12 protein-coding genes are annotated in these 15,744 nt (G+C 32.6%); 5 read left to right on the top strand and 7 right to left on the bottom strand.

All coding sequences use genetic code 11. From position 1 onward, the window contains the following. The first annotated feature begins 411 nt into the window (after nt 1–411). Complete coding sequence (locus D1818_RS08270; RefSeq protein WP_118457862.1) at nt 412–2,790, top strand: DUF4397 domain-containing protein; 2,379 nt, start codon at nt 412–414, stop codon at nt 2,788–2,790. 96 nt (nt 2,791–2,886) lie between these two features. Here the strand turns inward: D1818_RS08270 and D1818_RS08265 are convergent, their stop codons facing one another. From D1818_RS08265 to htpG, 7 genes are all read right to left on the bottom strand, one after another. Continuing rightward, nucleotides 2,887–3,495 (bottom strand): MarR family winged helix-turn-helix transcriptional regulator, encoded by a 609-nt coding sequence (locus D1818_RS08265; RefSeq protein ID WP_118457860.1) that lies wholly within the window; start codon nt 3,493–3,495, stop codon nt 2,887–2,889. Nucleotides 3,496–3,563: 68 nt separating this feature from the next. Beyond that, nucleotides 3,564–3,827 carry a DUF2024 family protein gene (locus D1818_RS08260; RefSeq protein WP_118457858.1) on the bottom strand — a complete coding sequence of 88 codons (264 nt, stop codon included), beginning with the start codon at nt 3,825–3,827 and terminating at the stop codon, nt 3,564–3,566. 8 nt (nt 3,828–3,835) lie between these two features. Continuing rightward, nucleotides 3,836–4,558: a hypothetical protein gene (locus D1818_RS08255; RefSeq protein WP_118457856.1), complete on the bottom strand. Its 723-nt coding sequence runs from the start codon at nt 4,556–4,558 to the stop codon at nt 3,836–3,838. 68 nt (nt 4,559–4,626) lie between these two features. Beyond that, nucleotides 4,627–4,860 carry a thioredoxin family protein gene (locus D1818_RS08250; protein ID WP_118457854.1) on the bottom strand — a complete coding sequence of 78 codons (234 nt, stop codon included), beginning with the start codon at nt 4,858–4,860 and terminating at the stop codon, nt 4,627–4,629. Nucleotides 4,861–5,030: 170 nt separating this feature from the next. Beyond that, entirely contained in the window at nt 5,031–8,306 is a 3,276-nt protein-coding gene (locus tag D1818_RS08245; protein WP_118457852.1) for a DUF2723 domain-containing protein, read from the bottom strand. Between the two features lie 98 nt (nt 8,307–8,404). Then, nucleotides 8,405–9,388 (bottom strand): response regulator transcription factor, encoded by a 984-nt coding sequence (locus tag D1818_RS08240; protein WP_118457850.1) that lies wholly within the window; start codon nt 9,386–9,388, stop codon nt 8,405–8,407. A 142-nt stretch (nt 9,389–9,530) separates the two neighbouring features. Continuing rightward, nucleotides 9,531–11,417, bottom strand: coding sequence for a molecular chaperone HtpG (gene htpG / locus D1818_RS08235; RefSeq protein WP_118457848.1), 1,887 nt, complete (start codon nt 11,415–11,417; stop codon nt 9,531–9,533). A 257-nt stretch (nt 11,418–11,674) separates the two neighbouring features. Here htpG and D1818_RS08230 point away from each other — a divergent pair, with 257 nt between their 5' ends. From D1818_RS08230 to D1818_RS08215, 4 genes are all read left to right on the top strand, one after another. Then, the gene (locus D1818_RS08230) at nt 11,675–12,340 is read left to right on the top strand and encodes a TetR family transcriptional regulator C-terminal domain-containing protein (protein WP_118457846.1); all 666 of its coding nucleotides are present in this window, start codon (nt 11,675–11,677) and stop codon (nt 12,338–12,340) included. A gap of 42 nt (nt 12,341–12,382) precedes the next feature. Further along, on the top strand, nt 12,383–13,690 hold the full coding sequence (locus D1818_RS08225; RefSeq protein WP_118457844.1) for an AarF/ABC1/UbiB kinase family protein: 1,308 nt from the start codon (nt 12,383–12,385) through the stop codon (nt 13,688–13,690). 277 nt (nt 13,691–13,967) lie between these two features. Further along, nucleotides 13,968–14,267, top strand: a complete 300-nt coding sequence (locus tag D1818_RS08220) for a T9SS type A sorting domain-containing protein (protein WP_118457842.1) — start codon at nt 13,968–13,970, stop codon at nt 14,265–14,267. A gap of 248 nt (nt 14,268–14,515) precedes the next feature. Beyond that, nucleotides 14,516–15,526, top strand: coding sequence for a 3-oxoacyl-ACP synthase III family protein (locus tag D1818_RS08215; RefSeq protein WP_118457840.1), 1,011 nt, complete (start codon nt 14,516–14,518; stop codon nt 15,524–15,526). The last annotated feature ends 218 nt before the right edge of the window (nt 15,527–15,744 follow it).

Raw genomic sequence — 15,744 nt, 5'->3', positions numbered from 1 at the left:
CCTCAGTTTCTAATTCGCGCAGACCATTGTTTGGGAGCCTCTCTTTTTGCTAAATACACAGATTTCGTGACCACATGATCTATAAGAAATAACAATTTGTTTTCGGGGTACTTTCCTTTTTTCTATTAAGGATAATTAATAAGAATATAGCTCATACTGAAAATTTGTAAAAACAGTATTGTAGAGCTCTACAAAACTATTTTTCTGTCTAAAAAAAACTAAACTTGATCTGATCCATCCTAGCTCCAACAGAATTAGTGAGAAAAAATAAAAAGGTGTAAATGTTAAAATTAAACTAAAATCAAAGAAGAGGGTTCTAGTTTTTAACTTATAGTTGTTTAATGAATATAAAAATTGTTTAAACACTTGAATGTTCAATAACTAATTATAAACCTTTAATCAATTAATATCATGAAACCTAATTACATTTTTACCTTATTAATTGCAATATGTTTCTTCTCTTTCACATCTATTGCACAAACCGCAAGAGTTCAAGCGATTCATAACTCAGCTGATGCAGCCGCTGCTATAGTTGATGTGTATATTTTCACATCCGTCTCAGGGGATCAACTATTACTAGAAGATTTTGCATTTAGAACTGCTTCTCCATTCGTAGATGCTCCTGCTGGCATACCAATTACATTAAAAGTAACGGCTCCTGGAGGTTCTCCTAGTATGCCGGTATATGAAATTACAACAACGCTTTCTTCAGGTTCTACTTACATATTAGTAGCTGATGGTATCGTTAGTGCTTCTGGTTACATGCCAGCACAACCTTTCGGTATCCAGGTGTATGATATGGGAAGAGAGGCCGCTTCTACTTCTGGTAATACAGATGTATTAGTGCATCACGGAGCAACAGATGCACCTACTGTAGATGTAAATTTACAATCAGGAGGAGCTCCATTAGTTGATGATGTTTCATATACAGAATTTGCAGGTTATTTAGAACTTCCAACAGATGATTACGCTATTAATGTTTCTACTTCAGATGGTACCACTATTGTAAAAGCATATGATGCTCCTTTGGCTACTTTAGGTCTTACTGATTCTGCTGTTACCGTGGTAGCAAGTGGGTTTTTAGATCCTTCAATGAATAGTAATGGAGCTGCTTTTGGATTGTATGCAGCTACACCAGCTGGAGGTGATTTAGTAGCATTGCCAGAAAGTTCTGCTCGTGTTCAAGTAATTCATAATTCTGCTGATGCTGCTGCGGCCTCTGTAGATGTATATCTAAATGATGCTTTGTTGATAGATGGTTTTGCGTTCAGAACTGCTTCTCCTTTTATCGATGCTCCTGCTGGAGTTCCATTAAGTATCGAGGTAGCTCCGGGAACAAGTACTTCTTCTATGGATGCTATTTATGAATTACCAGCTACTTTGGTTTCTGGAGAAACGTATATTCTTGTAGCTGATGGTATCGTTAGTGCTTCTGGTTACATGCCAGCACAGCCTTTCGGTATCCAGGTGTATGCTATGGGAAGAGAAGCTGCTTCAGTTTCTGGGAATACAGATGTATTAGTGCATCATGGATCAACAGATGCACCTACTGTAGATGTAAATTTACAATCAGGAGCTCTATTAGTTGATGATGTTTCATATACAGAATTTGCAGGTTATTTAGAACTTCCAACAGATGATTACGCTATTAATGTTTCTACTTCAGATGGTACCACTATTGTAAAAGCATATGATGCTCCTTTGGCTACTTTAGGTCTCACTGATTCTGCTGTTACCGTGGTAGCAAGTGGATTTTTAGATCCTTCAATGAATAGTAATGGAGCTGCTTTTGGATTGTATGCAGCTACACCAGCTGGAGGTGATTTAGTAGCATTGCCAGAAAGTTCTGCTCGTGTTCAAGTAATTCATAATTCTGCTGATGCTGCTGCGGCCTCTGTAGATGTATATCTAAATGATGCTTTGTTGATAGATGGTTTTGCGTTCAGAACTGCTTCTCCTTTTATCGATGCTCCTGCTGGAGTTCCATTAAGTATCGAGGTAGCTCCGGGAACAAGTACTTCTTCTATGGATGCTATTTATGAATTACCCGCTACCTTAGTTTCTGGAGAAACGTATATTCTTGTAGCTGATGGTATAGTTAGTGCTTCTGGTTACATGCCAGCACAACCTTTCGGTATCCAGGTGTATGCTATGGGAAGAGAAGCTGCTTCTACTTCTGGCAATACAGATGTATTAGTGCATCACGGAGCTACTGATGCACCTACTGTAGATGTAAATTTACAATCAGGAGGAGCTCCATTAGTTGATGATGTTTCATATACAGAATTTGCAGGTTATTTAGAACTTCCAACAGACGATTATCAAATTAATATTTCTACTGCAGATGGAGCTACCATTGTACAAGGATATGATGCTCCTTTAGCAACTCTTAATTTAGACGACGCAGCAATTACAGTAGTAGCAAGTGGATTTTTAGATCCTTCAATGAATAGTAATGGAGCTGCTTTTGGATTATGGGTAGCTCTAGAAGCGGGAGGACCTTTGGTTGAGTTACCAACAAATACATTGAGTATCAGAGAATTTGCAAATGTTGATCAGTTAGCTGTATATCCAAATCCAAGTATAGATGGCGATTTATTTATTTCGTTACCACAATTAACCGAAGATATAGATGCGTTCGTATATGATATATCTGGTAGAGAAGTAATTAAAACAGTACTTTCTAATGAGCTTACGAAATTGGATGTACGTTCTTTAAATACCGGTTTTTATATTATGACATTAAGGAAAGGAAATGATTCTTTTTCAGTAAAAATAGCTGTTAATTAATTCAATTTCATTCCGAGTTAGTAGTTGAAAAACAAGATCTACTACCCTCTAGTGAATATAGTAAAAACCTCCTGAAAATTTAGTCAGGAGGTTTTTTTATACCTTTTCTTCAAATTCAGGGCAATCTAATCGAATATCTTTAGTATTTAACTTTGTTTTAATAAGATTACAGAAATCATTGTTTTCAGTTTTCTTTTCGTAGAATTTACAGGCATAACAGGTTCTCTGAACAGATAAAATTCCAGATCTATTCAGTTTATAGATTAAAGAACTAAGAGTTTTTAATAATGATTCTTGCTCTTCCTGATTAAAGCTGTCAATTTTTTTTCTGATAGGACTCGCAAAGTGCTCAGTTTTAGAAACACTCTTTTTGCCATCAGCAGTTAAACTGATATAGTAACTTCTACTATCAGTAGATGTTTTGTTTTTAGAAATCATTTTTTTTTGTTCTAAAACTTTAACAGCATCACTAATAGTAGGTTTAGTAAGATTAAATTCTTTCGCTAAATGGCTAACAGTACATAAGTCTTCCTTGTGATACGCTACGAAAATCATGATTTGTATCTGTATAGGACTTAGTTTGATCTCTTTTGCATATTCCCATAATAAAACACGGAAAACTTCAGAAATACGTTCTAAGCTAATAACTATTTTTGCATTGATGTCATCATGTTGAAACGGTATGTTAAAAGCACTCTTATCCATATAAAACTATTAAGAAAATTTAACTTTCTTAATCGCAAAGTTAGTAATCCTAATTAGTTATTACCGTTCTAATGACAATTTTCCATTTCAATAATGGCATACCCTTGAGTTTGTATTAGACGAATAAGTTCTGGAGAAGCCTTTTCAATATGACAAAATCTACATTCATCCGATGTTAGATTAGAAGTATCAAAAGATTTGGTATTCAAGTATTTTTTACCATATCCTAAAACTTGATTTTCATCCTTGATGTTATCCGGAACAAGGATATCAAAATGCATTAGAAACCCGTCCTTTCGGTTAACATAAGTATCCCAAACTGCTATTTTCATTTTTTCGATTATTTAAATTCAACATTATAAGGTAAAGATAGATCGGTACTTAGAATACTGTATACTTCATAAACACCAAGCATAGGAAGATCATTTTTGTCCGTATTTACTTGCATATAAGCAGATACAGCGTCAAACTTGAAATTAGTTTGATTACTTATTCTGTAATCCGGAATAACAACTTTAATAGAATTTTCTTTAGTAATTACTTGAAAACCTGGAGAATCCATGTACATCGGCATTCCAGGATTGGTAGGAGGGAGCTTCACCGAGGTGTCACCCTTTTTAAATTGTTTTACTGATAATCCTCCTTTTACTCTGTTATCTTGATGAAGAACTACCCAATGTGGGTGCCATATAATACCATCATTGTCATATGTGTTGTCATAATTTTCATCCCATAATGGAGTGTCGTCAAAATCTGGATGTGATGTTAATGCCAGAGCTACAATTCCTTCGGTGCTATTAAAACCAACATCGGTGGGTTTTAAAGTAGTTGGAAAAACATATCCCAAAATCGGAGCTCCATTAAGTTGTCCAGCTGGTTCAGGAGTGGTTTTTCCAGCTTTCCCCTTTACTTTAATTTCCCAAATAGTACTTGATATATCCTGCAGGTGTGTAATACTAACTGCGGTAATTTTTAGGTCATCATTATTGTATTTCTTACAGTCATCACAAGCAAATAATGTGTTGCTTAATAGTATGATTATTAAAAAAGATAAATGTTTCATAATTTCTATTGATTTTATAATAGTTAGGATCCTAATAATTAGGAATCCTAACTATTATGTTTAAATTTTTACTTTTTTACATCGGATAAGGATGCACCAAAGTTAATATGCAATACATTTCCATTGGGAGTTACTAACGCAGGAACAGATTGAACGCCAGCTTTCTCCGCATTGGTAATTATTGATTGCTCCTCTCCAAGATGGATGATATCTACGTTCGAAGCTCCAATTAGGTTTACGATGTCTTGTTCGGCAGTGACACAAACGGGACATCCTGCGTGATAAAAAATTGATTTACTCATTTTAATGATTTTTAAGGTTAAAAATATTCTGATACAAATATAGTAAGGAATCCTAACTAAAAAAATAATTTTATAGATTTTAACACGAATAGATTATTCGTGTACTTAAAAAAAAATCAATTTTTGCAGTATGAAAGCTAGACGCTCTAAGATTTTGATTTAGTCTTAAACTACTCAATTTCTTGCTCCGATCTCAATTCTTTCAATAAATTCTCTTTATCTTCTAATGTAGTATTTGGATTAGATTTTTCTTGTTTAGCAAAAAACCTTGGAAACAAGTTAATGTATCGGTTGAAAGTGTCTATTTCTTCATTTATAAGTTCTTTATCCTGATTTTCAACCAGAGTATCCACAAGATCTCGATAATATGTCACGTTATCCATAATGCTTTCAAAATATTCTTGCTGTCTTTCGTAAGATAGGTTTGAAAAATAACGTAGTTGTTCTTGATATTTTGTAGCTAATTGTTTCCATAAACTTCTTGCTTTTTCTTTTTTATCTATTTCATAATAGCTGCCTACAAAAGCATGTAATGGTGTATAATATTCATAAATATCCAACGGCATTTTTTCTATTCCCAAGTCCAGGATTTCTTCAGCTTTAAGAAGCTGATTTTCCTTAATTAACTGATTGGCTAATCTGCCAAGATTGGTTCTGTAGGATATTCCGTTTTTTCTAGTTTCTGTGTCATGATAGATTTCTGTACTATCTCCATTTCCCCAATCCCACTCCTTCACATTTTTATACATCACATTAGTGTCAACTCTTCCTAATTGATATGGATTGTTTGGATTCACTTTAGTTTTGATAGGAACAAGTTTATATGTCATTCCGTCTAATTGTAAATAGTCTTTCATCCAGATATAATCATCATCTCCAAAACTTCCACCAGTAAAATAAATAGGGCGTTCCCAATTGTTATTAGCAATGATATCTAACATGACCAATCTATGTTTTGGGATGTAATTACCTTTTAGTTGTATATCAATATATGGTACTATGTTATCCGCATCTTTTTCAGACACTATTCCGTTTTTTAAAACAGCTTCCTTATCAACAGGTATTCGAATATTCTTTGTCGGAAATGTAGAAACAACTTTTCCATTGATAAGTTCCCCTTTGGTCCTATCATCATCTGATGTGATCCATCGCATCCAATTTTTGATCAGCATAGTGTCCTTTGTTACCTTTTTGTAGAAAACTGCATCATTATTTCCATATGTATAAAATGTGTGCTCTAATTGAGAAGGAACGGGCTTACCTTCATACGCTGCTTTTTTCATCTGATCGATGTACCAATCTGTAGCCAATAAATTGGTGATGAGAATACGTATATCTGTTCGAAATCCTTCTATCTCTTGTACATACCACAAAGGGAAACTATCATTATCGCCAATAGAAAATAGAATCGCATCTTTCTGACAAGAGGATAAGTATGTTTTTGCGGATGATTGAGCAGTATATCGATTGGATCGATCATGATCGTCCCAGTTTTGTGCAATCAATAGGGAAGGAACTCCAAGTAAAGAAATGAGAATTATTATGTACGCAGCTTTCTTAGCGTTCATTTGATCCTTTAATATGTCGAAAAGTGCATATACTCCAAAGGCAATCCAAATGGCAAATACATAGAAAGAGCCAACCAGAGCATAATCTCTTTCTCTAGGTTCAAAAGGCCTTTCATTAAGGTATATTTTTAATGATAATCCTGTAAACAAAAAGAACATAAATAATATCCAGAAATTTTTTTTATCATGCTTCAATTGAAAAACTAATCCAATCAAACCGAAAATAAGAGGAATGAAGTAATACGTATTTCTAGCTTTGTTCTTCGTTACATCTAATGGTAAATTATCTTGAGATCCAAGTCGATATTCATCAATAAAAGTAATTCCACTAAGCCAATTACCATGTAAAGAAGATAACTTTCCTTGGACATCATCTTGTCTTCCAACAAAGTTCCACATAAAATACCGCCAATACATATAATTAATTTGGTACTGAAAGAGATAGGATACATTATCCCAAAATGAAGGCGGTCGGACATCCAGAAATTGACCAAATGATTCTAAGAATTTGTGATAATCACTATAATCTAATTGGTCTGCTGCATATTGTTTTCTAAAATCAATAACAGTATCTATAAGTTCCTTTTCATCCTGATATTCAGCTTTTATAGAAAATTTCAATGGTCCACTAAATAGCATATAATTACTGATATGTTCGGAACTCCACATTCTTGGCAATAAAGTTTTATGAGTATTGTCTAAATTCTGTTTAGCATTTTTCCAATCGTTAACGATCACATATTTTCCCGTATTTAGATCTTTTTCGTATTTCGGTTTGTCATCTAAATAGGGTTCATTTTCATCTAAATTGCCATAGATTTCTGTGAATTGGGGGCCATAGAATAGATGCGTTTTAGGGTATTGTTCTAGATTGTAGTATGCTAATAATTCTCTGGCATTATTCGGGTTGTTTTCATTAATTACCGTGCCAGCAGTTGCTCTAATCGGAATCATTAACCAGCTAGAAAAACCAATTAGAATAAAAAGAATACAAAGTAAGGAAGTATGAATTAATGGATAAGATTTTTTTCTTGCGTATTTTAATCCCAAGTAAAAACAAATTATCAAACTTATACCGGCAATAATGGTCCCTGAATGAAAAGGTAATCCGATTGAATTTACAAAGAAGATTTCTAAACTACCAAAATACGCAAGTGTATAGGGTAAAAGCATCTTAAAAATAAATAGTAACACTGCAATCACAATAAGATTTGCGATTATAAAATTTTTGAGTGTAATGATTTTATAATTTTTAAAATAGTAGAGCAACCCTATTGCTGGAATGGAGAGTAACCCCATAAAATGAACACCAAAGGATAATCCTATGATAAAAGAAATTAGAATAATCCATTTATTTCCTTGTGTTTGATTCATATCTCGTTGCCATAAAAGCCCTAAATAAAACATAACAGAGAGGATAAGAGTCGCCATTGCATAAACTTCGGCCTCTACAGCATTAAACCAAAAACTATCTGTAAAAGCAAAAGCCAGGGAACCTGTGACTCCGCCTCCTAGTATGGCAATACAAGTACTTTTTGTAAGATTTGATTTAGCCTTTGCCAAATTAGTCAGTAAAATGGTAATTGACCAAAACATAAAAAGTATAGTAAATGAACTTGCAATTCCTGATGTGATGTTTAATGTATATGCAATTTGTTCTGGGTTCATAGCGAAATTAGAAGCAAAAGCTCCTATCATTTGAAACAATGGGGCGCCAGGAGGATGTCCGATTTGTAACTTTGAAGATGCTGAAATATATTCACCTACATCCCAAAAACTATTTGTAGGTTCTACTGTATTAATATAGACTAGTAAAGAAATAAGAAATACGGTCCAACCCAGTATACGATTCCACTTTTTAAAAAGAGATATATTCATTTGTATTGATTGCCTTTTTTAGGTAATCAAATGACGAGTAAAAATTTAAAAAAGTGAGGCGTTAGAAGATGTAATAAAGTACTAGTACTAGTATGATTTTATTTTTTTAACAATAATTCTTTTCGGCTAGTAATGTGTAATTTACTGTAAATGTTGGAGATATGTGTTTTTACAGTGTTGATGCTAATAAACAGTTCATTGGCAATTTCCTTATTGCTTTTTCCGGAAATGATTAACTCCTTTATAGTATTTTCTTGTTTACTTAAAGGCACTAAATCATTATTATTACGATTTCGTCGTCTTCTGAAAATTAAAAGAACAAGAAATGTAATAACCAATCCAGCTATACCATTTAGTACTACACTAATGGAATATTTTTCATCAGTATTTTCTAAATAAACTAAAGAAAGTTTATTCTCTAGATACAAGAATAGCGCAGGATCGATTTCACTTGATTTTAATTCTTTTAATAAGCTGGTATAATAAGCAGTATTTTCTTTAATATCTTTTTCTAGTAATTTCTTATCATCAAGTTTTTTAATACTTATTAATTTTACCAGAAGAATTTGCAAGGAGTCTTTTACATATCCTTTGGTTCTAAGTAAGTACTTTTCCGTATCAAAATCGTCGTGTAGACTTTCAAATTTAGATTCGAATTTTTTTAGTTGTTCCCATTCCTTGTGAGCCTTATTATTGGTAGTATAGGAATCAAATGGTGATGTTCCTTTTTTAAAATAAATGGAGTCATTTTTTGATAAAATAAATAACTTAGAATTTTTAGCAAGACCTGTGCGTCTTGATATTGATTTAATTGGATTTACATGAATTCTATATATGTGATCTTTGTTATCAAACCATTTTTGATCAAAAGAGAAGTATCCTTCTTTAGAAAGAACGGAAGAAGCAATAGGTATATAGGTATGTCCATTAGCCTTACCGTTTAATTGTACTTTGCTTAAATTTACTTTTTGCTCCCAATTCTCAGAGTTTTCCAAGTGTAAATAACCCGAAACGATTTCTTGTCCATTTGTTTTAAAACAAACTGATAGTATAAGTACGAAAAGATAAATTGTATTCCTCATTTGTATTATTATCCATACGGAAAGTGATATTGTAAAAATAATAAAATATGTTATAAAAAGGTAGAAATAAAAAACCGCTCTACTGTTTAATAGCAAAGCGGTCTAATATCTAATAGCGTTAGCGATCTAATATCTAATTTCTTTATTTAATCATCTCAAAACTACGTTTTACAAATTCAGTCAATTCTTCACCTTTAAGTAAATTCTGTGATAATCTTGCTAAATCCAGTGATTGCTTTATCAAGCGCTCCTTCTTTTTATCGGTTTTAGTGTCTTTAATTTGTCCAATCAACTCATGATTTGTATTCACAATTAGATTGTACATCTCTGGCATATTACCAAACATATTCATTCCACCGCCGCCAGTTTGCTGCATCTCTTTCATACGACGCATAAACTCTGGTTGTGTAATTATAAACGGAGAAGCATTACTATCCATAGCTTCTAACTGAACCGTATATTTATCAGCAGGAATCACTTTTTCTAGATCAACTTTTAACGCATCTTTTTCTTCATCTGATAGTTTAGAAATAGTTTCCTCGTCTTTTTTAATCAGGTTATCGATATGATCACCATCTACACGAACAAAAGAAATATTTTCTTTACTAGTTTCTAGTTTCTGGATCAGATGCGAAACAATCGGTGAATCTAGCAATAATACTTCGTATCCTTTATCTTTTGCCGAAGCGATATATGCATGTTGCTCATCTTTATCAGAAGCATATAAGACAACTAGTTTATTATCTTTATCTGTTTGATTTTCTTTTATTTTTTCCTGTAATTCTTCAAAAGTGAAATAGGTGCCATCAACAGTAGGGTATAATGCAAATTTATCAGCTTTTTCGAAGAACTTATCTTCAGAAAGCATTCCATATTCGATCACTACTTTAATATCATTCCATTTCTTTTCAAAATCTTCTCTATCATTTTTGAATAAAGAATTCAGTTTATCCGCCACTTTACGTGTGATATAACTAGAGATTTTCTTTACAGCACCATCTGCTTGTAAATAAGATCTAGAAACATTTAACGGAATGTCAGGAGAATCAATAACACCACGAAGCATTGTTAAAAATTCAGGAACAATACCTTCTACATTATCCGTTACGAAAACTTGATTTTGATATAATTGAATTTTATCCTTTTGCATATTCATATCCTGTCCAAGCTTAGGGAAATATAAAATCCCTGTAAGGTTAAATGGATAATCTACGTTAAGGTGGATATTAAATAAAGGCTCTTCGAACTGCATTGGATACAACTCTCTATAAAAACCTTTATAATCTTCATCTTTTAGATCAGCAGGTTGTTTAGTCCAAGCCGGATTAGGATTGTTTATGATGTTATCTACTTCCTGAGTAGGTGCTGGATCTTCTTCTTTAGCTCCTTCTGGTTTTGGTAATGTTTCTGTTTTAGTTCCGAATTTAATCGAAACGGGCATAAACTTATTATATTTTACCAATAATTCACTGATTCTACTTTCTTCAAGGAATTCTGTATCATCTTCTCCAATATGTAGGATGATTTCTGTTCCTCTTTCAGTTTTATCGTGGGCTTCTATTGTATAAGTAGGAGAGCCATCACAAGTCCAGTGTGCTGCTGGTGCGTCTGTATATGATTTTGTAATAATTTCTACTTTATTAGCCACCATAAATGCCGAGTAGAACCCTAAACCAAAATGTCCAATAATTCCAGAATCTTTCGCGCTGTCTTTATATTTCTCTAAGAATTCTTCAGCACCAGAAAAAGCTACCTGATTGATATATTTTTCAACCTCTTCCGCTGTCATACCAATCCCTTGATCAATGATATGCAGGAGTTTATTTTCTTTGTCAATTTTAACTTCAATCCTAGGATCGCCATATTCTACCTTAGCTTCACCAATATTCGTTAAATGTTTTAGTTTTAGAGTCGCATCTGTTGCGTTAGATATTAACTCTCGTAAAAAGATCTCATGATCAGAATACAAGAATTTTTTAATCAAAGGAAAAATGTTTTCTACTGATACATTAATACTTCCTGTTGCCATTTTATTTATGTTTTAATTTTAATTATCACTACTGGACTCTTTATAGTCAAAAAAAATACCAATTCTACATTGCTGACAAACTGACACAGAAATAAGAGAGGGATTGATAAAACGTAAGGATAGTAACATTGTTTCGTCTATGGTAAAACGTTTAAATTAAGTTTCATTTTTTCTGAAACAACTTTAACAAATTTTTTGTTTAGGTTTTTTACAAAAAAGTTAAACAATCATTATCTTTACACTGTAAATTAGTAATTATGGCCTCTCCAAAAAAGAAACAGACAATTGATAGTCATTATATCATTACGAATTATATGAATTACGCTTTAGAGCACGATTCTTATCCTAAATCGGTATTTAAGTTCTGCAAAGAATCTAAAATAAAAGAAGAAGAATTTTATAGTTTCTTCGGTAGTTTAGATAGTGTGAATAAAAGAATTTGGAATACTTTTTTTAGTACTACTATAGATGCAATGAATAGTAACGAAGAGTACGATAAATTATCTAGTAAAGATAAAATGCTCACTTTCTTTTACACATTTTTTGAGTTATTAACGCTAAATCGTAGTTATGTGTTATTTGCTTTAAAGTATCACGAAATGCCTCTAAAGAATATGGGTCAGTTAAAAGGACTTCGAAAACATATTAAAGATTTCGCCAAAGAACTTATTGAGGTAGATAATGACGATAAAATGTTTCGAATTGCGAAAAATCCTGTTGCGGTATATTCAGAAGGTGCTTGGTTACAGTTTTTATTTCTTTTAAAATTTTGGATGGACGATGAATCTGCTGGATTCGAAAAAACTGACATTGCAATAGAGAAATCTGTTAATACAATATTTGATTTATTTGATAATACGCCACTGAGTAGTGTTTTGGATTTTGGAAAATTTCTTTGGAAAGAAAAGACAATGTGGAATTAATTACAGAGGATAATCAAATCATAAAGAGACTAAAAATATACAATGAAGACTATAGATAAAATACCAACTACAAAAATAGGAAGGACAACAGAGCTGGTTAAGACGGGTGTTAAGGTAGGTGGAAATTATCTTAAATACTATAGTAAAAAAGCTATTAATCCTAATACTACTAGAGATCAGCTTAATGAGAATAATGCTGCTGATATCTATGATGGATTAAAAAACCTAAAAGGTAGCGCGCTAAAAGTAGCGCAAATGCTTTCGATGGAGAAAAATATATTACCTAATGCGTATGTAGAGAAATTTTCTTTAGCGCAATTTAGTGTTCCTCCATTGTCTGCACCATTAGTTAGAAGAACATTCAAAAAATATCACGGAAAGTATCCGGAAGATTTATATGATACGTTTGCAACTCAATCTGTTAACGCCGCTAGTATCGGACAGGTACATAAGGCATCTAAAGACGGGAAAAAACTTGCTGTGAAAATTCAATATCCTGGAGTTGCAGACAGTATAAGTTCTGATTTGGCGATGGTAAAACCCATCGCCATCAGAATGTTTAATTTAAAAGGTAAAGATTCTGATAAATATTTTCAGGAATTGGAAGGAAAGCTTTTAGAAGAGACAGATTATGTTTTAGAAGTACAACAAAGTAAAGAAATAACTGGAGCTTGTTCCAGAATCCCTAATCTTACTTTTCCTAAGTATTATGAAGAATTATCCAGCAAACGTATTATTACGATGGATTGGATGGATGGTGTTCACCTTAGTGAATTCGCTAAGCAAAATACAGATCAGGAAAAAGCCAATAAAATAGGACAGGCGCTTTGGGATTTTTATATGTATCAAATGCATATCCTCAAAGCAGTTCATGCAGATCCACATCCTGGTAACTTCTTAGTCGATAAGGATGATAATTTAATAGCAATAGATTTTGGCTGTGTAAAGAAAGTTCCGTTAGAGTTTTATACTCCTTATTTTGAATTGGCTGAAAAAGAAAACATAGAGGACCCCGATTTTTTTGCCCTGAAAATGTTTGAGTTGGAAATACTTCGAGAAGATGATTCTCCAGAAGAAAGAGCTTTCTTCTCGGAGTTATTCCACGAGATGTTAAGTCTTTTTACTACTCCTTTTCAGATGGAAATATTTGATTTTGCAGATGAAAAGTTCTGGGGAGCAATAACAGAATTGAGTGAAAAATATTCTAAAGACACAGAGCTGAGAAAAATGAATGGTAATAGAGGCAGTAAACACTTCTTGTATATCAACAGAACATTTTTTGGTTTGTATAACTTATTACACGATCTAGGAGCAACAATTCGTGTTAAAAATTTCGAAAAGTACCTTTAGTCAGTCTTCAGACTGGCTTTGGTTTGTTTATTTATTGGTTAGGTTGTTAGAAAGGCATGCTGTGGTTGGCGTGCCTTTCGCATTTTAAAAAATCTGTAGTTGATCTGTTAAATAGAGAAAACACTTTATATAGATTTTATTGGTCATTAATCGAAAAAAAGGAATTTTCTAAAAAGTTCTTGCTCTTATGAAACATCTAGATTACTTAGTTTTAACAAGAAAGAACCTCATAACTTGCTTTGATTTAGGAATATGCATTCTAAATTTCAGATGAGAAATGAAAAATAATTTAGATATGAATACACAATCAATACTTCAGAATAATTTAGAAAAAGCTTTAGATTCTACATTTTCTATATATTTAAACCAATTGTTAAATACGATTTATATCGATCTGGATAAGGAAGATGCTAACGTATCTTATTCGATATATGATAAGAAAGGAAAAATGATTAAAACCAAATGTAACTTATCCAGAAGGAATACTTTGTCCTTAACCTCTTTCCCTTCTGGAGTGTATACAGTTGAGGTTTCAGATAATATACATAAAATTACCAAGCAGATATTAAAGTTTTAACGAAGGTTCTTATTACAAGATAGTTTGTTTTATAGGATGTATTATTTTTAGTACATATATTATTACTTTATACTTCTTTTCTAATTTAATAGAATATGTGTAATGCGATGATTTGTTATGCGTGCATATAATAAGATTGCGGTTTCTTTTATCAAAAAGAGAAGAATACATATCTTGCTCTTCTGTATTTTTAGCATTACAAGTAATATGCTATAATTACAGACAATACACACTCAATATTATAATATATGTATACTTCAAAAGTAACAGGATTAGGTAGCTATGTTCCTGAAAACGTTGTAACTAATGATGATCTTTCTAAAGTAATGGATACCAATGATGCCTGGATCCAAGAACGTACCGGTATAAAAGAAAGACGCCATATTAAAAAAGGAGATGGAAATAGTACTTCTGTTATGGGGGTAAAAGCGGCAAAAATAGCTATAGAAAGAGCAAAGTTAACAAAAGATGATATAGATCTTATCATTTTTGCAACATTGAGTCCGGATATGTATTTCCCAGGAGGAGGAGTTAGAGTTCAGGATATGATGGATATGAGTACCATACCAGCACTTGATGTCCGTAACCAATGTAGCGGATTCGTATATGCATTATCTGTAGGAGATCAGTTTATTAAAACGGGGATGTATAAGAACGTTTTGATTATAGGTAGTGAAAATCATAGTGGAGGACTTGATATGACTACAAGGGGTAGAGGAGTTTCTGTGATATTCGGTGATGGAGCAGGAGCAATGGTGTTATCGAGAAATGAAAAAGAAGATGGAAGTGGTGTATTATCTACACATTTACATAGTGAAGGAGCGCATGCTAAGGAATTATCATTAGAAGGACCAAGCACAGAGCATTGGGTTCCTGAGATTATAGAAGAAAACAACCAGGAAAATATACCTTATTACCCATACATGAATGGTCAATTTGTATTTAAGAATGCAGTAGTGCGCTTTTCTGAAGTTATCAATGAAGGATTACAGAAAAACAATCTTACTGCTACGGATATTAATATGTTAATACCGCATCAGGCTAATCTTAGAATTTCTCAATTTGTGCAAAAGCAATTTAGACTTTCGGATGATCATGTATACAATAATATTCAACGATATGGTAATACTACCGCGGCTTCAATTCCAATTGCTTTAACAGAGGCTTGGGAAGAAGGAAAAATTAAAGAAGGTGATGTAGTCGTATTGGCAGCTTTTGGAAGTGGTTTTACTTGGGGGAGTGCAATTATTAAGTGGTAGTAAAAGATATTAAAATTTCAATAAAATAAAAATCGCGAAACTAACTTAGTTTCGCGATTTTTTTGTTACCGGGTTATTTTTTTTCTTTAAAGGCTAATTCAAATAAATTATAACCATAATGGTACTATAATAGACGTAACAATTTGGATAGTGTTACAAAAACGATGTTTTTTTTACATTTATTTAACTTATGGGGTTTTTCTTTAATTAATATTTAA

The organism is Aquimarina sp. BL5 (genome assembly GCF_003443675.1).
Classification (GTDB): Bacteria; Bacteroidota; Bacteroidia; order Flavobacteriales; family Flavobacteriaceae; genus Aquimarina.
Note: the sequence above shows the minus strand (reverse complement) of the source record. Positions and strands in the feature narration are given on the sequence as shown.

Excerpts from the sequence above, each read along its gene's own strand:
- D1818_RS08270 (WP_118457862.1), top strand. The coding sequence starts at position 412 with ATGAAACCTAATTACATTTTTACCTTATTAATTGCAATATGTTTCTTC.
- D1818_RS08265 (WP_118457860.1), bottom strand. The coding sequence starts at position 3,495 with ATGGATAAGAGTGCTTTTAACATACCGTTTCAACATGATGACATCAAT.
- D1818_RS08260 (WP_118457858.1), bottom strand. The coding sequence starts at position 3,827 with ATGAAAATAGCAGTTTGGGATACTTATGTTAACCGAAAGGACGGGTTT.
- D1818_RS08255 (WP_118457856.1), bottom strand. The coding sequence starts at position 4,558 with ATGAAACATTTATCTTTTTTAATAATCATACTATTAAGCAACACATTA.
- D1818_RS08250 (WP_118457854.1), bottom strand. The coding sequence starts at position 4,860 with ATGAGTAAATCAATTTTTTATCACGCAGGATGTCCCGTTTGTGTCACT.
- D1818_RS08245 (WP_118457852.1), bottom strand. The coding sequence starts at position 8,306 with ATGAATATATCTCTTTTTAAAAAGTGGAATCGTATACTGGGTTGGACC.
- D1818_RS08240 (WP_118457850.1), bottom strand. The coding sequence starts at position 9,388 with ATGAGGAATACAATTTATCTTTTCGTACTTATACTATCAGTTTGTTTT.
- htpG (WP_118457848.1), bottom strand. The coding sequence starts at position 11,417 with ATGGCAACAGGAAGTATTAATGTATCAGTAGAAAACATTTTTCCTTTG.
- D1818_RS08230 (WP_118457846.1), top strand. The coding sequence starts at position 11,675 with ATGGCCTCTCCAAAAAAGAAACAGACAATTGATAGTCATTATATCATT.
- D1818_RS08225 (WP_118457844.1), top strand. The coding sequence starts at position 12,383 with ATGAAGACTATAGATAAAATACCAACTACAAAAATAGGAAGGACAACA.
- D1818_RS08220 (WP_118457842.1), top strand. The coding sequence starts at position 13,968 with ATGAAAAATAATTTAGATATGAATACACAATCAATACTTCAGAATAAT.
- D1818_RS08215 (WP_118457840.1), top strand. The coding sequence starts at position 14,516 with ATGTATACTTCAAAAGTAACAGGATTAGGTAGCTATGTTCCTGAAAAC.